Genomic DNA, 23,087 nt, shown 5'->3' with positions numbered 1-23,087 from the left:
TGGTTCTCGCATACAAAGTAGTGAACTAAATCATTTCCTTTCTGTCTAAATATTAGGGCGATAGTACAAGTTACGAATAATTTACCCCTTCTCTTGAGATTGCCTTTAGAACTGTCATGAAGCATTAAATTTGCAAGGCAAATGAGCTAACCACAAGGACGGTATTAACAACAGCTACAACTTAATAAAGGACGATTAATTATGGATAATGTAAAAACTTTTGCTACCGGCTACGGCTACGGCTATAGCTATCTGCCCGGTGTAATAGCTGCTGAAAATAGCTCCCCCACCTCAAGAGCTGTAAAGCCCTCACCAGTAAAAAATGGTGGTGAGATGAGCGTCGCTGACAACCCCAAAGAAATGACGGATTCAAGCGGGCAAACGCAGAGCCTGATGAAAAGGAAAATTGAAAATTCTAAAACTGCTGCAGACGGTGCAGTCATATCTGCACAAGGCTCAGAACAAAATCGTCCCTGCTCTGATAACCCTGACTTCCGATCTGATGATTATATTGTGGCAAATCATTTCGCATCTTTACGTCCGATAACTCCCTCTTACGAACGCTTCCCGGTAGGTGACAGTAGTAAGCCCATGAATGAACAATTTGCCAATAAAACGATTCATTGGCTCCAGCAACTTAACACATCATACGAAGAGCGGAGCTCAGTCATGACAAGATTTCGTGAAATACCTAAGACATTGGTCATAAGTTACACCTATTCGAGCAGTGGTATACCCAGTGCAACCTTTACGTACGATTCTTCTCGTTTGCCAGAATTGCTGGAAGAAAGAAAACGTCTGGGTGTTTATTATGCTGAGGATTATAAGGCCTACGAACTTCCCGAGCTGTCAAAAGCCAGCGGCTTGGGATTGCTCTCACTGCCAAAATATTTTGATCATACTTTCAGATCCAGCTTTGTAGCAAAGGATAACGGGCGTACACCCAGTGAGTGTCTGAATGCTTTTTTTCATGGTCCTACCATTTCAGACTGTGCGACAACTATTCTGGCCTGTCAGTATCGAGCCATTGAATCGATCATTGGCACCGACGAATTCAACCGAATCTTTGGTGCACCGGTCTCAAAGTTCAGAATTTCCTGCACGATTATGTCGCATACCAGCAAAAACTCTTCTAGCCTCGCGAATATTGCTGAAAAATTAGAACCGATCGACTTGAGCAACCCTATCTATAATCTGTTTCACGATCTTAACCGCACTGACGATAACTGCCCTGTCAGGAAACTGTCAGAACGGGATATCAAAAAGGGTGATCTCATCTACATTCAGGGCGTAGCGATCTACATGGAGAAACATAAATTCGGTACTGCTATAGGTTTTAATCTGATATGCACCGGGCAAAATAGCAGTGGACAGAATCTCTATCTGGGGTTTGGTCCGGATAAATTTGATGAACCGAAAACCTACGACCAAGTCAAAAAAATACTGATTGATGGTTACAACAAACCACAGAGTCCTGAAACAATCCATGCAATTAAAAGGGGGGGAACGCATTATGCAGACCTGAAAGACAGTATTCTGCCCTATGACTCCCCTATTGTTGGTATCACTCGTGGGCTTCGCTTCAGTAATGAGCGATGGGAAGATTTTTTGTCGCAGTGCGATCAAGTCTGGCATTGCCAACCACTGTTGCCTGTCACATCGACTATGGAACCAAAGCCGGTGCATCAGGTTTCACCGTTCACCATTGAAAATCTTGATTCTGATTTTGATCAATTCAAAGCCGACTCAATACAGCAGAAACTGATGAAAGGTACGGCCCTGAAGTTCGCACACACTGTGATAAATAATCAGTGTGAAGCCTCGCATAAAAAGCCCATGGGACTATTCTTGAGCGGATCAGCGGGAATAGGAAAAACACATCTATGTACAGCGGTTGCCAAAAAAGCAGCCGAGTATGGTGTTGACACCCTTTATATAGACGATGTTACAGCAGGTACTCTGTTCGATGACTTAGAGGGTAATGAAACGCTATGGGCTGAAAAGATCGACGAAAAGCTTGCCGGAAAGGAATTGGTGGTCATCGATGATGCCAACGGCTTACTTAGCAAAAAACTTCTGGCAAAAACAATGAGACATGTGATGACTCATAACAAAGCCATCATGGTCAGTTCAAATGTTCATATTCCTGCCAAAGATGCAACCCCTGGCATTATTGATCCCTTAACCAGGAAAGCTCATAACTTTCTTTACCTGAGCGATTTGCAGGGAGACAGTCACCGTTCCCAATGGTGGCATAGCCCTGAAGTTCAGACGGCTGATGCATTATCGCAACTGGGTCAGTATCAAGGCCCCAGGGCGGCAGCAGTCATCACTGAGAGGGCTATATCAATAGACGAAATGGCCAAAATACTCAGTATTCCGGAAGAACAGATCCGCCGGGTGGGTCCCCCTCTTTTGCCCGGACTCCCACAAAAAGCAAGCCCCGATTCCCATCTCAGCGATTTATCCAAAACACAGCATCAGGCTGTTTTTATGGAGTGTGATGCTGCTGGTGGTAAAATTAAAATTGAGCAGTTCATAAATATTGTTCAGAGAGTACACGATGAAGGCTTAAAGCTGGTGGTTAAAACCGAAGACCGCTCATTATTGTTAAAAGATGTACTGAATTATTTAGAGAAAGATTTCAGTATTAGAAAGTACAGGATCCGTATTGCTGACCGACTCAAGCATATGTTCCGGGATTTTTCGGAATCCGGACTGTAAAGTTGACTCGGGGCTCGGCCCCCAGAATTGCTTTTAGATTGAAAGCTAAGGCGCCGAAGCCTCGACCAAAGTCAGTCATTAGCAGAGCAAGAAGCCAGGCAGATCGTCGGATTTGGACTCACCCCATGAAACGACCAGTCAGCTTCAATTACACAATTTAGTACATTAGGGTTCAAATTCATTTGAGCCCCCTTCAGCAGTGAACTAAATCATTTCCTTTCTGTCTAAATAAATAGAGCGATAGTACAAGATTCGGATAATTTACTCCTTCTTTTTAGAGTGCCTGAACAATGAGTCAGAAAATATGATTTCGTATGGTTGAGTACTTAACCAGAAGGACGGTATTAACAGCAGATGCAACTTAATAAAGGACGATTAATTATGGATAATGTAAATGTTTTTGCTACCGGCCATCAGTCAGGTGTACCTCTCCAATACGGAAAAACAGTGACTAAATCATCTGAAATAACGGCTGAAAATAGCCCCTCTCTCACCACTTCCGGTTCCACCTCTAGAAGTGTAAAACCCTCGCCAATAAAAAATGGTGGTGAGATGAGCGTCACTGACTACCCGAAAGAAAGGGTGGATTCAAGCGGGCAGACGCAGAGCCTGAGGAAAAGAATAATTGAAAATTCCAGTACTTCGTTCTCCGCAAGCGGTACTGTCATATCTACACAAGGTTCAAAAGAATACCGACCCTACTTCTATGACCCTTTCGACGAAGTTGATCGGGGTATTCAAGAACACCATATTGAATCTTTGCGCAAGATAACTCCCTCTTACAAATCCTTCCCGGCAAGTGTCAGTAATAGGCCCATGGATGAACTATTTGCCGAACATACGATTCATTGGCTCCAGCACATTAACACATCATACGAAGAGCGGAGCTCGGTCATGACAAGCATTTATGATTTTTATAATTTTCATAAAAAAGCACCGTTAGAAAAAGTCAGTGTTACCAAATTGAACACTGGCTTAGACTCGACAAGTTTTTCTCTTTCTGACTCAGCCAGGGCAGACTGTTCTCCTTCCTTTGCTCAGATGTATGAGGGGATAGAACGGCTGGAGTTAAGAAAACGTCTGGGTATATTTTATCCTGAGGATTATAAGAAATATGAACTTCCCGAGCTGTTATACGGTATCTACCTCGGGCGGCACACACTACCAGAATTTTTTGACCTGGGTAACAGAAACAGCTTTGTAGCAGTGGATAACGGGCATACACCCAGTGAGTGTCTGAATGCTTTTTTTCATGGTCCTACCCTTGCGGACTGTGCAACGGCTTTACTGGCCTGTCAGTATCGAGCCATTGAATCCATCATTGGCACCGACGAATTCAACCGGATCTTTGGTGCACCGATCTCAAAGTTCAGAATTTCCTGCACGATTATGTCGCATACCAGCAAACACACTACTAACGTCGGGAATATTGATCCAATCGATGCCAGCAACCCTATCTATGATCTGTTTTACAATCTTTCGCTCAGTGACGAAACCGGCACTAATTTAACTGGCAGGGAACTGTCAGAACGGAATATCAAAAAGGGTGATATCATCTACATTCAGGGCGTTGAAAGCTACCTGGAGAAACATAAAAGCGGTTGTTCTATAGGTTTTAATCTGATGTGCACCGGGCAAAACAGCAGCGGACAGAATCTCTATCTGGGTTTTGGTCCGGATAGATTTGATGAACCGAAAACCTACGACCAAGTCAAAAAAATACTGATTGATGGCTACAATAAACCACAGAATTCTGTGACAAACTATGCAATCAAAAAGGGGGAAACGCAGTATGCCCGGCTGAAAGACAGTATTCTACCCCATGACCACCCTATTATTGGCATCACTTGTGCGCTTCGCTTCAGTAATCTGTTCTGGGAATATTTTTCGTCGCAGCGCGATCAAGTCTGGCATCATCAACCGCGGTTGCCTGTCACACCGACTATGGAACCAAAGCCGGTGCATCAGGTTTCACCGTTCACCATTGAAAATCTTGATGCTGATCTGGATCAATTGGAACCCGACTCAGAACAACAGGAACTGATGAGGGATATGTCCCTGAAGTTCACACACGCTGTGATTAATAATCAGGGTGGAGCCTCGCACAAAAAGCCCATGGGACTATTCCTGACTGGATCACCGGGAATAGGAAAAACGTACCTTTGTGTAGCTGTTGCCAAAAAAGCAGCCGAATACGGTGCCAACGTCCTTTACATAGACGAAGCTATGGTAGGCGATCTGTATATGGACTACCAGGGTAAAGAAGAGCAATGGGCCAGAAAGATCGACGAAATGCTTGCCGGTAAGGATTTGGTGGTCATCGATGATGCCAACACCGGATGCCTTAGCAAAAAATTTCTGGCAAAAACAATGAAACATGTGATGACTGATAAAAAAGCCATCATGCTCAGTTCAAATAATTATATTCCTGTCAAGGATGCAACCCCTGACGTTATTAATCCCTTAACCAGGGAAGCCCATAACTTTCTTTACCTGAGCGATTTGCAGGGGGACAGTCGCCGTTCCCAATGGTGGCACAGCCCTGAAATACAGGCTACTGATGCAATATCGCAACTGGGTCAGTATCATGGCCCCAGGGCGGCAGCAGTCATCACCGAGAACGCTGTATCAATAGACGAAATGGCCAGAATGCTCAGTATTCCGGCAGAACAGATCCGTCAGGTGGGTTCCCCTATTTTGCCCGAACTCCCACTAAAAATAAGCCCCGATTTCTTTCTCAGCGATTTATCCAAAACACAGCATCAGGCTGTTTTTATGGCGTGTGATCCTGTTTATAGACGTGATGTTGAGCAGCTCATAAATATTGTTCAGAGAGTACACGACGAAGGCTTAAAGCTGGTGGTAAAAACCGAAGACCGCTCATTATTGTTAAAAGCTGTACCGGATATCCTGGAGAAAGACATTTATCTTGAAACGTACAAGCTCCGAATTGGTGACCGATTCAAGCATATGTTCCAGGACTTTTCGGAATCCGGACTCTAGAGTTGGCTCGGGGCTCGGCCCACATAATTGCCTTTACATTGGAATTTAAGGCGCCGAGGCCTCGACCAAAGTCAGTCATTAGCAGAGCAAGAAGCCGGGCAGATCGTCGGATTTGAACTCACCCCATGAAACGACCAGTCAGCTTCAATTACACAATTTAGTACATTAGGGTTCAAATTCATTTGAGCCCCCTTTAGCAGTGAACTAAATCATTTCCTTTCTGTCTAAATAAATAGAGCGATAGTACAAGATTTAGATAATTTACCCCTTCTTTTTAGATTGCCTGAAGTACTGTCATAAAGAATTAAACTTGCCAGGCAAATGAGCTAACCACAAGGACGGTATTAATAGTAGATACAACTTAAAAGGACGATTAATTATGGATAGTGTAACTTTTACTTCTACCGGCTATCTGCCCGCTGTACCTTTCCAATTCGGAAAAACAGAAAATAGCCCCACTTCCACCACTTCAGGTTCCACCTCAAGAAGTGTAAAGCCCTCGCCAGTAAAAAATGGTGGTGAGATGAACATCGCTGAAAACCCGAAAGAAAGGGCAGATTCAAGCGGGCAGACGCAGAGGCTGAGGAAAAGAATCATTGAAGAGTCTAAAACTGCCGCAAGCAGTACTGTTATATCTGCACAAGGTTCAAAACAATATCGTCCCTCCTCTAATGCCTCTGTCTCAAAAGCTGATGATGCTATTATGGCAATTCATTTCAAATCTTTAGACGTGATAACTCCCTCTTACAAACCCTTCCCGGTAAGTCACAGTAACAAGCCCATGGATGAACAATTTGCCAATAAAACGATTCATTGGCTCCAGCAACTTAACACATCATACGAAGAGCGGAGCTCAGTCATGACAAGCTTTTATGATCCCGTCCCGTTTATGGACGAAAGTTCTACCCAATGGGACAATAGCTTTGTCACGGCAACCAACAATGCTTCCAGTTCGCCAAAAGTCCTGGAAGTAAGCAAACGTCTGGGTGTTTTTTATGATGAGGATTATATGGACTATGAACTTCCCAAGTTGTCAAACGGTATTAACCTCGTGAAACACACTCTACCAAAATATTTTGATAGGACTTATATAAACAGCTTTGTAGGAAAGGATAACCGGCATACCCCCAGTGAATGTCTGAATGCTTTTTTTCATGGCCCTACCATTGCAGATTGTGCGACAACCATGCTGGCCTGTCAGTATCGAGCCATTGAATCCATCATTGGCACCGACGAATTCAACCGGATCTTTGGTTCACCGGTGGCAAAATTTAGAATTTCCTGCACGATTAGCCAAAGCTCTTCTGACTTCGTGAATGGTGCTGAAAATTTAACACCGATCGAAATCAGCAACCCTATCTATAATCTGTTTTACGATCTTTCGCACCTTCACGAAACCGGCATTACTTCAAGTGACAAGGAACTGTCAAAACAGGATTTCAAAAAGGGTGATATCATCTACATTTCGGGCGTAAGTGACTACATGAAGAAACATAAATTGGGTAATGCTATAGGTTTTAATCTGATATGCACCGGGCATAACAGCAGCGGACAGAATCTCTATCTGGGGTTTGGTCCGAATGAATTTGATGAACCGAAAACCTACGACCAAGTCAAAAAAATACTGATTGATGGTTACAATAAACAACAGGGTCCTGAAACAATCCGTGCAATCGAAAAGGGAGAAAGGCATTATGCCCAGCTGAAAGACCATACAGTACCCCATGACCACCCCATTGTTGGCATCACTTGTGCACTTCGCTTCAGTAATAATTACTGGAAATATTTTTTGTCGCAGTGCGATCAAGTCTGGCATTGCCAACCACTGTTGCCTGTCACATCGACTATGGAACCAAAGCCGGTGCATCAGGTTTCACCGTTCACCATTGAAAATCTTGATTCTGATTTTGATCAATTCAAAGCCGACTCAAAACAGCAGGAACGGATGAAAGATACAGCCCTGAAGTTCGCACACGCTGTGATAAATAATCAGTATGAAGCCTCGCATAAAAAACCCATGGGACTATTCCTGAGCGGATCAGCGGGAATAGGAAAAACACATCTATGTACAGCGGTTGCCAAAAAAGCAGCCGAATATGGTGTTGACACCCTTTATATAGACGATTTTACAGCAGGTACTCTGTTCGATGACTTAGAGGGTAATGAAACGCTATGGGCTGAAAAGATCGACGAAAAGCTTGCCGGAAAGGAATTGGTGGTCATCGATGATGCCAACGGCTTACTTAGCAAAAAACTTCTGGCAAAAACAATGAGACATGTGATAACTCATAACAAAGCCATCATGGTCAGTTCAAATATTCATATTCCTGCCAAAGATGCAACCCCTGGCATTATTGATCCCTTAACCAGGAAAGCTCATGACTTTCTTTACCTGAGCAATTTGCAGAGAGCCAGTCGCCGTTCCCAATGGTGGCGCAGTCCTGAAGTTCATGCTGCTGATGCAATATCGCAACTGGGTCAGTATCAGGGTGGCAAGGCGGCAGCAGTGATCACTGAGCGCGCTGTATCAATAGAAGAAATGGCCGGAATACTCAGTATTCCGGCAGATCAGATCCGCCAGGTGGGTTCCCCTCTTTTGCCCGGACGCCCACAAAAATTTAGTTCAGATTACTTTCTCAGCGATTTATCCAAAACACAGCATCAGGCTGTTTTTATGGAGTGTGATGCTGCTGGTGGTAAAATTAAAATTGAGCAGTTCACAAATATTGTTCAGAGAGTACACGATGAAGGCTTAAAGCTGCTGGTTAAAACCGAAGACCGCTCATTATTGTTAAAAAGTGTACTGAATTATTTAGAGGGTGACTTCTATATTAAAAATTACAGGCTCCGTATTGATGACCGACTCAAGCATATGTTCCGGGACTTTTCGGAATCCGGACTCTAGCAGCCTGTCGGACTTAAGACTGTCCTACACGGCAACTGCTCCTGCGTTGCTCTAGCTCCTGCATCCATGCAGTCGTGCGGTTGCAATAAATTGGTCTAAAAATCTCTGTTTCTTGCAATCCTCGCTACGGACGCTTAAGTCCGCAGGCTGCTAGCAGAATTGCTTTTACATCGAAGGATAAGGCGTCAAGGCCTCATAGACCAGAGTCAGAAGCAGAGAGCCAGCAAGCAGCCGCCGACTCTCCGGAAGGTCGAAAGGCCTTTTAATTACAGATCAAAACGGACTTCGTCTAACAGTTTCTGAGCGGTCGCATAGTTCTCTGCCAGCTTGTAAACAGGCAGATCGTCGGATTTGAACTCACCCCAGGAAGCAACCATTTTGGAAACCGGTACATCAGGATTTACAGGGTATTCCATGTTGACTTCAGCGAAGGTGGCCTGAGCTTTTTGACTGGCCAGGAATTCCATTAACTTAACGGCATTGTCTTTGTTGGGAGCGTATTTGGTCAGAACCATACCACTGACGTTGACGTGAGAGCCATTGCCTTTCTGATCAGGGAAGTTGATGTAAACGGACTCAGCCCATGGACGCTGTTCTTCATTGGTCATCATCTTGCCGAAGTAATAGCTGTTACCGATAGAGAGGTCGCAAACGCCTTCCGTGATAGCTTTTACCTGGGCACGGTCATTACCCTGAGGGCGACGGGCCAGGTTTTCCTTGAAACCTTCAAGCCATTCTTTAGTCGCTTCCTCACCATTGTGAGCGACATAAGCAGCAACGAGACCTACGTTATAGGCGTTTTTACCACTGCGTGTGCAGATTTTGCCTTTGTACTTTGGATCGGCCAGATCGTCGTAAGTGATGCCTTCCGGCTTCTCTGAACGTTTGGTGCTGTAGATATTTCTGACACGCTTGGTCAGGGCAAACCATTCACCCTCAGGGTCTCTATACTGGGCAGGAATGTCGTTATTGATTGATTGGCTGTCAACGGGCTGGCTGAGATCCTTTTCAACCAGATTCATCAGTCGGCTGATGTCTGTCGTCAATACCAGGTCAGCGGGGCTCAGTTTGCCTTCACGTTCGAGACGCTCACTCAAACCTTTTTTGGCAAACACCATGTTGACTTCAATACCGGTGTCTTTGGTGAACTCTGCGAACAGAGGTTCAACCAGAAAAGGCTGACGATAGGAGTAAACATTAACCACTTCTGCGGCCAGGGAGATAGCAGATGCAGCCATAAGACCTGCTGCTAAAAGTGCTGAAGAGACTTTATTTTTCAACATGGACGACAACCGTATTTTTATAATATCAATCTAAATAGGAAACATTATCATTCGCACATTCTACAGAAATTTCGTCTTATCGCCAGTTTTTATGAACATAAGTACTAACTTTTTTGTTCTATTCGCATACCATATTTCACAAATAGCATTCATTAATTTGGAATAGTTTTTGGAATGAAAGTTCAAAGCATTGTTGTCAATCCACCCAACTAAAGAGCAGGACCAGGATTCTGGGTTGAGCGAATGCCCTTCCTTATGGTTGAGGTGTCCTTGAGCTTCCATAACACTCTGCGTCTTATCTGATCTTCTTTTTCTCCATCCCTTCAGAAATTATCAGTCTGCGAAAAACCTTCCGACTATTCGAAGTCGCTCATACCCTGTTGTGGATAAAAAATACCGCTTTATAAGTCTAAATACGCTTCAAACGCAGGTTTTATCAACCTTTCATTAGCGTGGTTCTGTTAGAAATGCCTTGTGGAAAGCTACATAGAGAAACTATTTATAGATACCGGGATAAGATATTGATAAATTTCGATTGTGGAAAAAGGCTCTTTTATCCACAAGAAAACTACACCTTAACCGAAAGATTCCAACAGTAGACTGACACACTTATTCATTTTTTAAAATATTGATATATATATACTTTTTTTGCTTATCCACAAAAACTACTCACACTATTTATAATAAAAATATCTAATAAACACTACGTTAAAGACGGCTATTGTTTTTAATGTTACTCACAGGTAAGGACCTCTAGAAGCAGTAGGAAGACGACATACAAGATTTCGGGCTTTACGACTGAACCCCTGGCTGATAAGGCACTATGCTTTACGCCAATAGGAACAGAGCCTTTAACTGAACGAGTCCTCATCGGGAAAAACAGGCGGAAAGGCATTTGTCATGAAAGATGCATGTTGTGGACAAAAGAGCTGAGGTATAATCCGCCTCCTTTTTACCAGACCCATAAACGAACAAAGGTGATGTGACCTTGGCAGTGGACTTTCCAACCCGGTTTGATGTGATAGTGATTGGTGGTGGCCATGCGGGCACAGAGGCTGCTCTTGCTTCTGCACGTATGGGTGTTAAAACACTCTTGTTGACCCATAACATCGAAACTCTGGGGATGATGTCCTGCAATCCTGCCATCGGTGGTATTGGCAAAAGTCACCTGGTGAAAGAAGTGGATGCCCTGGGTGGTGCCATGGGTCGGGCTACGGATTTGGCGGGTATTCAGTTTCGGGTTTTGAATGCACGAAAGGGGCCAGCTGTCAGAGCCACCCGTGCCCAGGCTGATCGGGCACTTTATAAAGAAGCGATCCGAAACATTCTGGAAAACCAGGACAACCTGTGGATATTCCAGCAATCCGCTGATGACCTGATGGTTGAACAGAGTCAGGTTACCGGTGTGGTGACCAACATGGGGGTTCGTTTCCTTGCAACCAGTGTGGTCCTGACTGCAGGAACTTTTCTGGGTGGACGAATTCATATTGGTCTGGAAAATCACAGCGGTGGCAGAGCTGGAGACCCTCCCTCTATAGCCTTGGCCAATCGATTGAGAGATCTTGATCTGGCCGTTGAGCGTCTGAAAACAGGGACGCCTGCCCGTATTGACGCCCGTTCTGTTGATTTTTCGATGATGGCAGAGCAACCGGGTGATACTCCGGTTCCGGTCATGTCCTATCTGGGCTCTGTCGAACAGCATCCCCGTCAGGTGTCTTGTTATATTACCCACACCAACGAACGGACCCATGAGATCATTCGTAGTGGTCTTGACCGTTCACCTATGTTTACCGGGGTGATTGAAGGTATTGGCCCAAGATACTGTCCTTCTATTGAAGACAAGATCACCCGCTTTGCCGACAAGTCTTCACACCAGGTATTCCTTGAGCCAGAAGGTCTGAATACCAATGAGCTCTACCCCAATGGGATTTCTACCAGTCTTCCCTTCGACGTTCAGGTCGATCTGGTGCGTTCCATCCCTGGTCTGGAAAATGCGCATATTACCCGTCCGGGTTATGCCATTGAATACGATTATTTTGACCCGAGAGGTTTGAAATATTCTCTTGAAACAAAAGCGATCGGTGGTTTGTTCTTTGCCGGGCAAATTAATGGCACTACTGGCTATGAAGAAGCTGCGGCCCAGGGACTGTTGGCTGGTTTAAATGCTGGACTGAGAGCGCAGGGTAAAGAGAGCTGGTGTCCTCGCAGGGACGAAGCCTACATTGGCGTTCTGGTGGACGATCTGATTACCAATGGCACCAGTGAACCCTATAGAATGTTTACCAGCCGTGCCGAATATCGTCTGATTCTGCGTGAAGATAATGCCGATTTGCGTCTGACAGAAAAAGGTCGTGAGCTGGGTCTGGTGGACGATGAGCGCTGGTCGGCATTCTGCGACAAAAAAGAGCGAATTGAGAAGGAACATGAACGCCTTCGGACCACATTCATTCATCCAGAGACCGAAGCTTCTGCAAAAATCGACAATAAGCTCTCCAAGCCCATCAGTCGTGAATACAGCCTGCAGGAACTACTGCGTCGTCCCGAGCTGACTTATGCGGATGTTGCCGCACTCTCCGGTGAACCGGAAGCTAATCCCCAGGTCTGTGAGCAGGTTGAAATTGCTACCAAATACGAAGGTTATATCCATCGCCAGACGGAAGAGATTGATCGTCTGCGCCGTTATGAGGGCACAAAGATTCCTGAGGCTCTGGATTACAGTGTGATCGAGGGGTTGTCTAATGAGCTGAAGCAGAAGCTTAATGATAACAGGCCTGAAACTCTGGGACGGGCTTCCCGAATTCAGGGGATGACGCCCGCAGCGGTTTCCTTGCTACTGATTCATCTTAAAAAACGCTCGATGGTTGCCTGATTTTGACCCGCTGACGCAGGCTTGACTTTCTGGTCGAGAAATCAAGCCTGCTTCGATTCGGGAATCGGTTACTCCTTTTCAGAGCCAAGTCACGGTATGACTGGCGCTTTGTTTTTAGAGGATTCCGCGGAGCCACTCGTCCTTTTTTTACCGAATAGGGCGTGACAGGTTGAGTGATCAGAGTGGGTTTCCTGATATTCAGAGTCGATGGTGAAAAGTCAGTGATTAACTGAGTCTGCTCTCTAACAGTCAATCTGGTTTCTGACGGATCACCTGAGAAAAGATCAACCGCTGACTTAAGCCTGCTCAGAATAGTCTGTGAGAGTCGTTTGATTATTTTTTTCATAAGTTTGTTGATAACGCATTGTGTGACTTCCCAGAGAAATTAGTAGAGGCACAGCCAAGAGTTTATCATCACCATCTCTTGTCTGATCGACGATTTGTACTCCGACCTTTTCTTTAAACCTATCCGCCAAACCGGTTGTTCACCATCGAGAAGGTTTAATTTCAGCCTGCAAAGTCGCAAATCGGGTTCGATACTGTTTTTTTATCAATAAGACTATGAAAATTAACGTGCAATCAGAAGGTTATGAATTCGACTGAATCTGCTATTTGCAATACACTATCCATCAAGCCGTGAGGCTGTGAATCCATGTACCCTATCTGGACTGTTTCTTGATGTCTTTTCTGTCCTTACGTGAACGCATCTGCGAGGGAGCAGTTGCGCAATCTCTGATACTGGCGGACAGCCAGGCAGACTTGCTGACAGGTTATGTAGAGCTGCTTGCCAAATGGAACAAAGCTTATAATCTGACCGCCGTCAGGGATCCGCTGGAAATGGTGTCACGACACATACACGACAGCCTGAGTATTGCGCCCTTTATGGAAGGGGATCATCTGATGGACGTAGGTTCCGGGCCCGGTCTGCCAGGCATACCTATGGCGATCCTTAATCCAGAAAAGCACTACACCCTGTTGGACAGTAATGGTAAGAAAACCCGTTTTATGACTCAGGCCAAAACAGAGCTGGGTCTTGAAAATATCACAGTGGCGAATTGCCGGGTAGAATCCTTTGAGGCAATCCAGCCATTTGACGTTATTATGTCCAGAGCATTCAGTTCTCTGGCTGATATGGTGAATGGCAGCCACCATCTGATCAAGGCAGGTGGTAAGTTTCTGGCAATGAAAGGCCTGTTCCCGGAACAGGAACTGGTCGATCTGAAGCAGCTAAGACCAGAAATTTCCCTGCTGGAAAGCCATGCCCTTGACGTCCCGGGTTGTGAAGCACAGAGGCATCTGGTTATCCTGAAGGCTGACGTGTAATTTAAACAGACAGCTTTTCACAAACATAAAGACGATACGGTAGCGATTGGCAGTGGGAAAAATTCTTGCGGTAACGAACCAAAAAGGTGGGGTAGGAAAGACCACTTCCTGCATCAACCTGTCCGCCTCTCTGGTAGCGACCAAGCGAAAGGTGTTACTGGTTGATATGGATCCTCAGGGAAATGCCACGACGGGAAGTGGTATCAATAAACATGACCTGGAGTATTCCTCCTATCAGGTTCTGACCGGGCGATGCGCCATCGATCAGGCTATTGAGAACGCTGAAGATGCGGGCTACGACGTAGTTCCCACTAACGCTGACCTCACTGCCGCTGAAGTAGAGCTTATGTCGATGGAAGCCAGAGAAACCCGACTGAGAAGTGCTCTGGCTTCTGTCAGTGAACACTATGACTATATTCTGATTGATTGCCCACCGTCGCTTAATATGCTGACGCTGAATGCTCTGGTGGCTGCAGAAGGCGTTATTATCCCGATGCAGTGCGAATATTATGCGCTGGAGGGTTTAACTGCCCTGATGGAAACCATTACCGGTATCAGACAGACCATTAATCCGAAGCTCCATATTGAGGGGCTACTCAGGACTATGTACGACCCCCGAATGGGTTTGACCAACGAAGTATCCAGACAGCTGATTGGTCATTTTGGTGATCAGGTTTATCGTACCGTTATTCCACGGAATGTGCGTCTGGCTGAGGCCCCGAGCCATGGCAAACCAGTGCTGGCTTATGACCGAACCTCCAGGGGGGCGGTAGCTTACCTGGCGCTGGCGGGTGAGCTGGTTCGCAGACAAGAGGCTCTTAACAAGGGGCTCAAGACTGAAAGGAAGACAGGGACCTGATGGCTAAAAAACGTCTTGGCACCAATTTAAGTGCATTGATGGGAGGCGCTAACCTCTCATCATCGGTTTCCGATGAACTAACCAACCCGACAGAAACGCCTGAAGGCGAAACACTTCAGAATAAGGAACTTAAAGAGATTCCTGTCGAGTTTATGGTGCGTGGCAAATATCAGCCGCGTCGGGATATGCATCCGGATGCGCTGGAAGAACTGGCTGAAAGTATCAAAGCCCAGGGCATCATGCAGCCTATTGTGGTTCGTCCTCTGTCCCGGAATCGTTATGAAATCATTGCCGGAGAGCGTCGCTGGAGAGCCGCACAGCTGGCTGGTCTGGCGGAGGTACCAGCCTTGGTTCGGGATGTTCCTGACGAAGCAGCCATAGCGATGTCTCTGATTGAGAACATTCAGCGGGAAGATCTTAATCCCATTGAAGAAGCCATTGCGCTGTCCCGCTTGCAGAAAGAGTTTGAACTGACGCAGCAGGAAGTGGCTGAGGCCGTGGGTAAATCCAGAGCAGCAGTAGCCAACATCTTACGTCTGATGTCTTTGAGTTCTGACGTGAAGAAAATGCTGGAATACGGTGACCTGGAGATGGGTCACGCCCGGGCTCTGTTGCCCCTGTCTGATATGGAGCAGCTGGAAGCCGCAAGAACGGTTGTGGCCAAAGGACTCTCAGTTCGCCAGACAGAAGCTCTGATGCGTCGCATGGTGCAGGAAAAAGAACAGGGCAAGAAAAAAACCTCGATGAAAATAGATCCTGACATCAAGCGTCTGGAAGATGACTTATCGGATCGTGTCGGAGCCAGGGTTGCCATTACTCATAACGCCAAAGGCAAGGGAAAACTGGTGATTTCCTACAATAGCCTGGATGAACTGGACGGGGTTCTGGCGCATATTCAATAAGTGTCCGATACCCAATAAACACTAGGCAGGTTGTTCGCAAAATCCTGATACCAGCGTGATTGTCAATTAACCTGCCCGTTTTGTGGCGATAATATTGCAGGTACCGGAGAGGCGTTTGTTGCTTTCGCTTCCCCGGATGAAAACCGTCAGATTTTGGCAGATTGTATTAGCCGAAGGAAAAGGTCAGGCTGTTCCCGGTGCCAACAATAATTGGGGCATTGCTCCCATCACTAGCAAGATAGACCTGATTGTGACAGTTGAAACGGCTCCCGGCAAAAAAGAGAAGTTATTACAGGTAAAAAAACGGCTGCATAAAGCAGCCTAATACCTTGTCGTACACTGGTCAGCTTGGAAAAAGCTATCGGATTTTGTCCTGATGATCACGGGTTTAAAGAAACAAAATCCGATACCATTTTCACAGCATCGATTAATACATTACCAGATGCTGATAATAGATATTTTGTACATTTATTTTATCTTGTTGTGTTTTATTCTGATCCCTCTTATAGCTGCTTATCTTTCAATGTCGGAGGTTGAAGGTAGCGGCTATTTATAGCGCTTGATGATGGTGAACGAATTATAGAGTTCTGAAAGTCTTTCTGGATAATCAATAAAATTACAGGCGCATATAAGTCAAACTTATGGGTTGTGTGTTATTGTTACCGGGCTCCTGAAAACTGGCAAGTTTGTCGGTTATTAAAAAGTAGCTCAATGCATGGTCAGACAAGATTTAGCCTTGAAAAAGCGTTCGAATATTGTCCTGCAATAAGTCGCAGGAGCAGACAAAACCGGGTAACTTTTTCGAAGACCTGAATATTTCAAATGTTTATCTGCTTTACGGGAAAAAGCACCAAGATTATAAAGTGTTGATGAATACTTTCTCTTTTGTTTGCAGTACACAATCTTTTCAAGAACGGATGTTTGTTTTTTAAGATCAACCCAATGCTTTACATTTCGATCATTATATTCTTGGTACATAGCCACTCCTTGTTGGACAATTATCATAAAAATCTTTCTGAGTACGGTTTCAAAACAACTCTAAGATAAGTGTTATTATTGATCTGTGAGGGTGACTGCATTATAAGGAGTAGGCTTATTCCCTGAATAATCAATAAATCAAGAGAGTCTTATAATGAGCACTTATGAGTGAGTAATTGATAGACAAATGAGGAAAACCTAAATCTACTTAAAAATCTTGACGGTTTTATTACAAAAGTCGTTAAGGTTATCGAGGGATGACGTACTCTATTTTATAATGTGCGTGTAACGAAGGACCTCTTTCATTGCGGGTGTCATTTTTTTAGGCCAACCCAGGTTTTGGTGTCCTGTTCACTAATAACAACTCCTAAAATTTAAGGTGTTAATTTTATCTATGCCACCCGGGATTTCACCGTCCTTTTTGAGCTGGCAATGGATATCGGAGCAGTAAATGCGTATCACATTGAGGCAGCTTGAAATCTTTAAGGCGATCGCCCAGTCCGGCAGAGTTACAGCAGCAGCAGAATCCCTGTTTATTTCGCAGCCCGCTGCCAGTATGGCACTGTCAGAACTGGAAAAGCATTTAGGCCCCTTATTTGACCGACATGCTGGTGCGTCCATGGCATTAAACGACTCTGGTCGATCATTATTACCCATGGCAGCAGAGCTGATTGATCGGGCCCACGAGATTGAAACCCAGTTTATAGAGGACAGCTGCTATAAAGAGGGAACGCTGAAGATACATGCAAGTTCTACCATTGGTAATAACCTGATGCCTCGTATTCTTGGGAGGTTTTTCAAGGAATTTCCCCATATCAGGGCCGAACTGGCGGTCGAAAATACCCGCAGTATTCAGCAGAGAATATTGGCTATGGAGATTGATCTGGGCGTCGTTGAAGGCAGCTGTCTGCACCCGGAAATAGAAGTGATCCCCTGGCGCGAAGATGAGCTTGTTATTATTTGTCATCCTGACCACCCCATGGCCGGGAAGACCGTGGATCTTCAGTCCCTGAAACACGAAGAGTGGATACTCAGGGAGCCAGGCTCAGGAACCCGGGAACTGTTTGATGAAGTCTTGGCAACACGTTTATGTACACCTAACGTTATAATGAGTCTTAACCGGGCCGAAGCCGTCAAGCAGGCTGTTATGGAAGGGTTGGGTATTGGTTGTATTTCCAACCTGGCTATATGGCGGGCCAGGAATGCCGGTCTGCTATCGACCATCAACGTGTCTGACCTGACTCTGAATCGTCATTTTTATCTGTTACTTAACAGGAAAAAATATCGAAGTGGCGTGATCAAGAAAGTCTCTGAGTTTATTTTGCAATGGGATGACGAGCTTTTGGTCCATTAGCTATTGAACGCCATTCATTAGGACTCAGGGGATAATATTCTTCCGAAGTCGTATAGTGTCAACCTTTAAGATATTAGTTGAACGCAGGTGCATGTCACTAGTATACTTTCGCGCGCCGTAGGGGTGAAAAAAAGTTCTAAGATTTTCAGTTGTGTGAAGCTTTGCCATCTGATGTTTAACTGTATTCACACATCGCAAAGGCTGAAACCCCTGGTATTTTCTGAGGGGCGGATCAAGACTTATCAGACCTGTTAAGATACTCAGGTCAAGCGCAGGAGCCTGTGTCTGTAAAGACGACGTGGAGAGTCAAAAGTAAAGAGATGTTTAGAAGTGACAGTCGGGCCAGTTACCCGCATCTGCAACAGCCACGTATCTATCGTGTTGTCGTTGCTCAACTGTTGGCTACAGTATCTCTGACATTGCTTTTGCTGCCGCTGGGTAAGTCTTTCGCTATATCCGCTCTGTCAGGTGGTTTGGCATGCAGCGTCCCCAATGCTTATCTGGTCTGGAGAGCATTTCGATACCGGGGAGCCAGTGCGGCACAGAAAATAGTCAGGTCTTTTTATCAGGGTGAAGCGGGGAAGTTTGCCTTAACGGTTCTGGCGTTCGTTCTGATTTTTACACGGATACCGTCAATCGACCCCCTGACGATGTTCGGTGCATTTGCTTTGATTCAGGCGGTAAACTGGCTGACCCCTCTTCTTATTAAGAGTTGAGGCAGGTTTACTGACGACAGATTTATACAATGATGATGGTGTACGGGAAAATTCATGGCGACGACTGCAACTGAGTACATAGCCCACCACCTGCAGAATCTTACCTTCGGTAAGCTGCCTGCAGGTTTTGAACGTGTGGACAATTATGGCAATGAGCTGGGTGTTCTGTCGGAAGACACCTGGACCTTTGCCAGAACCGCTGCTGAAGCAAAAGAAATGGGTTTCTGGGCGCTGCACGTAGACAGTCTGTTCTGGTCTGTTCTGCTGGGTGTGGTGTTCATCTCGATCTTCCGTATGGTGGCCAGGCGTGCATCTGCCGGTGTTCCTACTGGCATGCAGAATCTGGTTGAAATGGTCGTTGAGTTTGTGGATGGCAGTGTCAAAGACTCTTTTCATGGCAGAAATAACCTGATCGCCCCGCTTGCATTGACTATTTTCTGTTGGGTTTTCTTTATGAACCTGATGGACCTGATCCCTGTTGACTGGATCCCGGGGCTGGCCTCTGCTTTGGGCATTCCTTATATGAAGATTGTACCGAGTACAGATCCGAATATTACTCTGGGTATGTCCCTCTCTGTCTTTATGTTAATTATCTTTTACTCGATCAAAGTGAAAGGTATAGGTGGTTTTATTGGTGAGCTGACCCTGCATCCGTTCAGCAGCCCTAACAAAGCTGTGCAGGCTCTGTTGATTCCAATCAACTTCCTGCTGGAATCTGTGACCATGATTGCCAAGCCCATCTCTCTGGCTCTGCGTCTTTTTGGTAATATGTACGCAGGTGAGTTGATCTTTATCCTGATTGCCCTGGTCGGCTACATGCAGCTACCTTTGCACTTTGGATGGGCTGTTTTCCATATTCTTGTGGTCACTCTGCAAGCATTCATCTTTATGATTTTGACCATTGTTTATCTAAGCATGGCAAGCGAAGACCATTAATTATAGATATTGTACGTCAGCTGACTGACGTAGTGTGTTAACTAACCTAAAACTTCAATTTAACAAAGACCACAATAGGTCGGGAGGAAATATGGAACTGGTAGTAGGTCTGACTGCAATCGGTGTTGCTTTCATGCTGGGTCTTGCGGCTCTGGCTACAGCTATCGGCTTTGGTTTGCTGGGTGGAAAATTCCTTGAAGGCGTTGCCAGACAGCCTGAAACGGCACCAATGCTGCAAACCAAAATGTTTATCGTAGCGGGTCTTCTTGACGCTGTGCCAATGATTGCTGTGGGTATAGCCCTGTTCTTCACCTTTGCTAACCCTTTTGTAGCTCTGGTTCAGTAATCGCTGCAGTGAAGATCCGGCTTGGCGTTGAAGTACGGCCGGTCTGAGAGCCGTAACGAAACGAAAAGCCGAATAAAGATCCTGGATGTACTCGTAGGCTGGGTAAGCTGATCTAAACAACTTTGTTGGGAGCGTCTTATTTTGCTAAATAGAAGTAGTACGCTCATCTGAGGCAGGATTTTAAGATTTTACTGGAGCATTTGGAGTTCGCATGAATATCAATGCAACTATCATCGGTCAGACGATCGCCTTTGCTGTGTTTGTCTGGTTCTGCATGAAGTATGTATGGCCACCCATCATGCAGGCCCTCAACGACCGTAAGAAACAAATCGCTGACGGACTGGACGCTGCAGCTCGTGGTCAGAAAGAGCTGGAACTGGCTCAGAAAAAAGTTCTCGAAGAACTGCGTGAAGCCCGTGAAAAGGCTCAGGAAATCATCGAGCTGGCAAACAAGCGTTCTGCCCAGATCCTTGACGAGGCTAAAGAGCAGGCCCGTGAAGAAGCTGATCGCATCAAGGTGGCTGCGCAGGCTGACATTGAGCAGGAAGCCAACAGAGCCCGCGAAGCTCTGCGTTCTCAGGTTGCAGCCCTGGCTGTAGTCGGTGCTGAGCGTATTCTGGGTGAAAATCTGGATGAGTCAGCTAACAGCCGTCTGGTTGATGACCTGGTTGCTGAACTCTAAAGGGGATTGACCATGGAATTGACTACATGTGCCCGTCCCTACGCCAAGGCCGCATTCAAGATAGCAAAAGAGCACGACCAGTTATTTGAATGGTCTCAGATGCTAACTTTATGTGCGAGTATATCCAGGCGTGAGGCTGTGGGCAGGATGCTGAAAGACCCGTCCACCACAGGGGACATGAAGGCAGACGCCTTTATCGAACTGTGCAAAGGCAGTCTTTCGGTTGAAGTCGAGAATTACATTCGGATCCTTACGAATAAAAAACGGATTTTTCTGCTTCCCCAGATCGACGCGATCTTTGAGCAGATGAAAGCACAAGATCAGAGTTATCAGGATATAGTCGTCACTTCGGCTTTCCCGCTGTCCGATGAACAGCAGGACAAAATCGCAAAGAAAGTTGAAAAACGACTTGGTCGATCAGTACGAATGCATACACAGGTAGATACCTACCTGATCGGCGGCGTCATCGTGAAAGCTGGAGACCTCGTTATCGACGGCAGTGTCCGCTCGCGGTTGACCAAGCTTGCCGATGCGATGATTTCATAATTACTTTTTTTTAAGTAAAAAGTTTGGCAGGTAAGCTATGCAACTGAATCCTTCCGAGGTCAGTGACATCATCAAGAGCCGCATAGAGCAGCTTGATGTGTCCAGTGAAGCCCGCAATGAGGGCACCATCGTCAGTGTCACTGACGGTATTGTTCGTATACACGGTCTGCAAGACGTAATGTACGGGGAAATGATCAAGTTCTCCGGCGGTGTATACGGTATGGCGTTGAACCTGGAGCAGGACTCCGTCGGCGCTGTTGTATTAGGTGACTATAGTCAGTTGGCTGAGGGCCAGACTGTTCAGTGCACCGGTCGAATTCTTGAAGTACCTGTTGGCAGGCAGTTGCTGGGACGTGTTGTTGACGCGCTGGGTAACCCCATCGACGGCAAAGGTCCCGTTGAAGCCACTGAAACTTCGCCAATCGAAAAAGTAGCGCCAGGCGTTATTGCCCGTCAGTCTGTAGACGAGCCGATTCAGACAGGTTACAAGTCCGTTGATGCCATGGTTCCTGTGGGTCGTGGTCAGCGTGAGTTGATCATCGGTGACCGTCAGACGGGTAAGACCGCTCTGGCCATCGACGCGATCATCAACCAGAAAGGTACTGGTATCAAGTGCGTTTACGTAGCGATTGGCCAGAAGCAGTCTTCTATCGCCAACGTGGTACGCAAGCTCGAAGAGCATGGCGCAATGGAACACACTATAGTTGTTGCCGCAGGTGCTTCTGATCCGGCATCCATGCAGTTCCTGGCGCCATTTGCCGGTTGCTCCATGGGTGAATACTTCCGCGATCTGGGTGAAGATGCCCTGATTGTTTATGATGATCTGACCAAGCAGGCCTGGGCCTATCGTCAGATCTCTCTATTGCTGCGCCGTCCACCGGGCCGTGAAGCTTATCCGGGTGACGTATTCTACTTGCACTCCCGTCTGCTGGAGCGTGCTTCTCGTGTAAACGCCGAGCATGTTGAAAAGCTGACCGATGGTAAAGTGAAAGGCCAGACCGGTTCCCTGACCGCCCTGCCAATCATCGAAACCCAGGCAGGTGACGTATCGGCCTTCGTACCGACTAACGTAATCTCTATTACCGATGGTCAGATCTTCCTGGAAACCGATCTGTTCAATGCGGGTATCCGTCCTGCGATGAACGCTGGTATCTCTGTATCCCGTGTAGGTGGTGCTGCCCAGACCAAGATCATCAAGAAACTGGGTGGTGGTATCCGTCTGGCTCTGGCTCAGTATCGTGAACTGCAGGCGTTTGCCCAGTTTGCTTCTGACCTTGATGAAGCTACCCGCAAGCAGCTCGAACACGGTCAGCGTGTTACTGAACTGATGAAGCAGAAACAGTACGCGCCAATGTCTGTTGCTGACATGGGTGTTGTCATCTACGCCGCTGAAAAAGGCTACCTGGAAGGCGTTGAGTTAAACAAGATCCTGGACTTTGAAGCTGCCCTGTTGAGCTTTGTAAACTCTGAATTCAGTGAGCTGATGGCTCGCATCAACGAATCTGGAGATTACAACGGTGAAATTGAAGAGGGTATCAAAGCGGCTATTGAGAAGTTCAAGGCCACCCAGTCATGGTAACAGTTTTCAGTGGTCAGTGGTCAGTGGTCAGTAAAGCTGGCTTACTGGCCGCTGGCCTCGAAAGCCTGGCTTGAGGAACTGA

General features: G+C 46.1%; 17 protein-coding genes. 15 read left to right on the top strand and 2 right to left on the bottom strand.

Annotated features, from left to right (window positions below):
• Positions 1-201: 201 nt before the first annotated feature.
• The 3 genes from ACOJUN_RS07560 to ACOJUN_RS07550 all read left to right on the top strand — a co-directional run bounded on the left by ACOJUN_RS07560 (position 202) and on the right by ACOJUN_RS07550 (position 8,632).
• Entirely contained in the window at positions 202-2,724 is a 2,523-nt protein-coding gene (locus ACOJUN_RS07560; RefSeq protein ID WP_422136047.1) for a DnaA ATPase domain-containing protein, read from the top strand.
• A 381-nt stretch (positions 2,725-3,105) separates the two neighbouring features.
• The gene (locus ACOJUN_RS07555) at positions 3,106-5,727 is read left to right on the top strand and encodes an ATP-binding protein (protein ID WP_422136046.1); all 2,622 of its coding nucleotides are present in this window, start codon (positions 3,106-3,108) and stop codon (positions 5,725-5,727) included.
• 379 nt (positions 5,728-6,106) lie between these two features.
• Positions 6,107-8,632 (top strand): ATP-binding protein, encoded by a 2,526-nt coding sequence (locus tag ACOJUN_RS07550; protein ID WP_422136045.1) that lies wholly within the window; start codon positions 6,107-6,109, stop codon positions 8,630-8,632.
• 266 nt (positions 8,633-8,898) lie between these two features.
• Here ACOJUN_RS07550 and ACOJUN_RS07545 read toward each other — a convergent pair whose 3' ends face one another.
• Positions 8,899-9,870 carry a Fe(3+) ABC transporter substrate-binding protein gene (locus ACOJUN_RS07545; RefSeq protein ID WP_422136044.1) on the bottom strand — a complete coding sequence of 324 codons (972 nt, stop codon included), beginning with the start codon at positions 9,868-9,870 and terminating at the stop codon, positions 8,899-8,901.
• A 1,039-nt stretch (positions 9,871-10,909) separates the two neighbouring features.
• Between ACOJUN_RS07545 and mnmG the strand changes: the two genes are divergently transcribed.
• The 5 genes from mnmG (at position 10,910) to ACOJUN_RS07520 (ending at position 16,193) form a co-directional block, all read left to right on the top strand.
• Entirely contained in the window at positions 10,910-12,784 is a 1,875-nt protein-coding gene (gene mnmG, locus ACOJUN_RS07540; protein WP_422137050.1) for a tRNA uridine-5-carboxymethylaminomethyl(34) synthesis enzyme MnmG, read from the top strand.
• 678 nt (positions 12,785-13,462) lie between these two features.
• Positions 13,463-14,107 carry a 16S rRNA (guanine(527)-N(7))-methyltransferase RsmG gene (gene rsmG, locus ACOJUN_RS07535; RefSeq protein ID WP_422136043.1) on the top strand — a complete coding sequence of 215 codons (645 nt, stop codon included), beginning with the start codon at positions 13,463-13,465 and terminating at the stop codon, positions 14,105-14,107.
• A 52-nt stretch (positions 14,108-14,159) separates the two neighbouring features.
• Positions 14,160-14,966, top strand: coding sequence for a ParA family protein (locus ACOJUN_RS07530; protein ID WP_422136042.1), 807 nt, complete (start codon positions 14,160-14,162; stop codon positions 14,964-14,966).
• Positions 14,963-15,868 carry a ParB/RepB/Spo0J family partition protein gene (locus tag ACOJUN_RS07525; protein WP_422137049.1) on the top strand — a complete coding sequence of 302 codons (906 nt, stop codon included), beginning with the start codon at positions 14,963-14,965 and terminating at the stop codon, positions 15,866-15,868. The genes ACOJUN_RS07530 and ACOJUN_RS07525 overlap by 4 nt, the downstream gene beginning before the upstream one ends.
• A gap of 115 nt (positions 15,869-15,983) precedes the next feature.
• The gene (locus tag ACOJUN_RS07520; RefSeq protein ID WP_422136041.1) at positions 15,984-16,193 is read left to right on the top strand and encodes a hypothetical protein; all 210 of its coding nucleotides are present in this window, start codon (positions 15,984-15,986) and stop codon (positions 16,191-16,193) included.
• Positions 16,194-16,576: 383 nt separating this feature from the next.
• On the opposite strand, the gene ACOJUN_RS07515 is transcribed toward ACOJUN_RS07520, so the two are convergent.
• The gene (locus tag ACOJUN_RS07515; RefSeq protein ID WP_422136040.1) at positions 16,577-16,846 is read right to left on the bottom strand and encodes a hypothetical protein; all 270 of its coding nucleotides are present in this window, start codon (positions 16,844-16,846) and stop codon (positions 16,577-16,579) included.
• Between the two features lie 451 nt (positions 16,847-17,297).
• Here ACOJUN_RS07515 and ACOJUN_RS07510 point away from each other — a divergent pair, with 451 nt between their 5' ends.
• From ACOJUN_RS07510 to atpA, 7 genes are all read left to right on the top strand, one after another.
• On the top strand, positions 17,298-18,200 hold the full coding sequence (locus tag ACOJUN_RS07510) for a LysR substrate-binding domain-containing protein (protein ID WP_422136039.1): 903 nt from the start codon (positions 17,298-17,300) through the stop codon (positions 18,198-18,200).
• A gap of 320 nt (positions 18,201-18,520) precedes the next feature.
• Positions 18,521-18,916, top strand: a complete 396-nt coding sequence (locus ACOJUN_RS07505; protein ID WP_422136038.1) for an ATP synthase subunit I — start codon at positions 18,521-18,523, stop codon at positions 18,914-18,916.
• Positions 18,917-18,970: 54 nt separating this feature from the next.
• Positions 18,971-19,852, top strand: a complete 882-nt coding sequence (gene atpB, locus ACOJUN_RS07500; protein WP_422136037.1) for a F0F1 ATP synthase subunit A — start codon at positions 18,971-18,973, stop codon at positions 19,850-19,852.
• A 91-nt stretch (positions 19,853-19,943) separates the two neighbouring features.
• Positions 19,944-20,198 (top strand): F0F1 ATP synthase subunit C, encoded by a 255-nt coding sequence (gene atpE, locus ACOJUN_RS07495; protein WP_257253757.1) that lies wholly within the window; start codon positions 19,944-19,946, stop codon positions 20,196-20,198.
• Between the two features lie 211 nt (positions 20,199-20,409).
• The gene (locus tag ACOJUN_RS07490) at positions 20,410-20,880 is read left to right on the top strand and encodes a F0F1 ATP synthase subunit B (RefSeq protein WP_317144277.1); all 471 of its coding nucleotides are present in this window, start codon (positions 20,410-20,412) and stop codon (positions 20,878-20,880) included.
• Positions 20,881-20,892: 12 nt separating this feature from the next.
• Positions 20,893-21,426 carry a F0F1 ATP synthase subunit delta gene (locus ACOJUN_RS07485; protein WP_422136035.1) on the top strand — a complete coding sequence of 178 codons (534 nt, stop codon included), beginning with the start codon at positions 20,893-20,895 and terminating at the stop codon, positions 21,424-21,426.
• Positions 21,427-21,463: 37 nt separating this feature from the next.
• Positions 21,464-23,005, top strand: coding sequence for a F0F1 ATP synthase subunit alpha (atpA, locus tag ACOJUN_RS07480; protein ID WP_422136034.1), 1,542 nt, complete (start codon positions 21,464-21,466; stop codon positions 23,003-23,005).
• The last annotated feature ends 82 nt before the right edge of the window (positions 23,006-23,087 follow it).

Origin of the sequence: Endozoicomonas sp. ALD040 (assembly GCF_049275945.1) — a bacterium.
Taxonomy (GTDB): Bacteria; Pseudomonadota; Gammaproteobacteria; order Pseudomonadales; family Endozoicomonadaceae; genus Endozoicomonas_A.
Note: the sequence above shows the minus strand (reverse complement) of the source record. Positions and strands in the feature narration are given on the sequence as shown.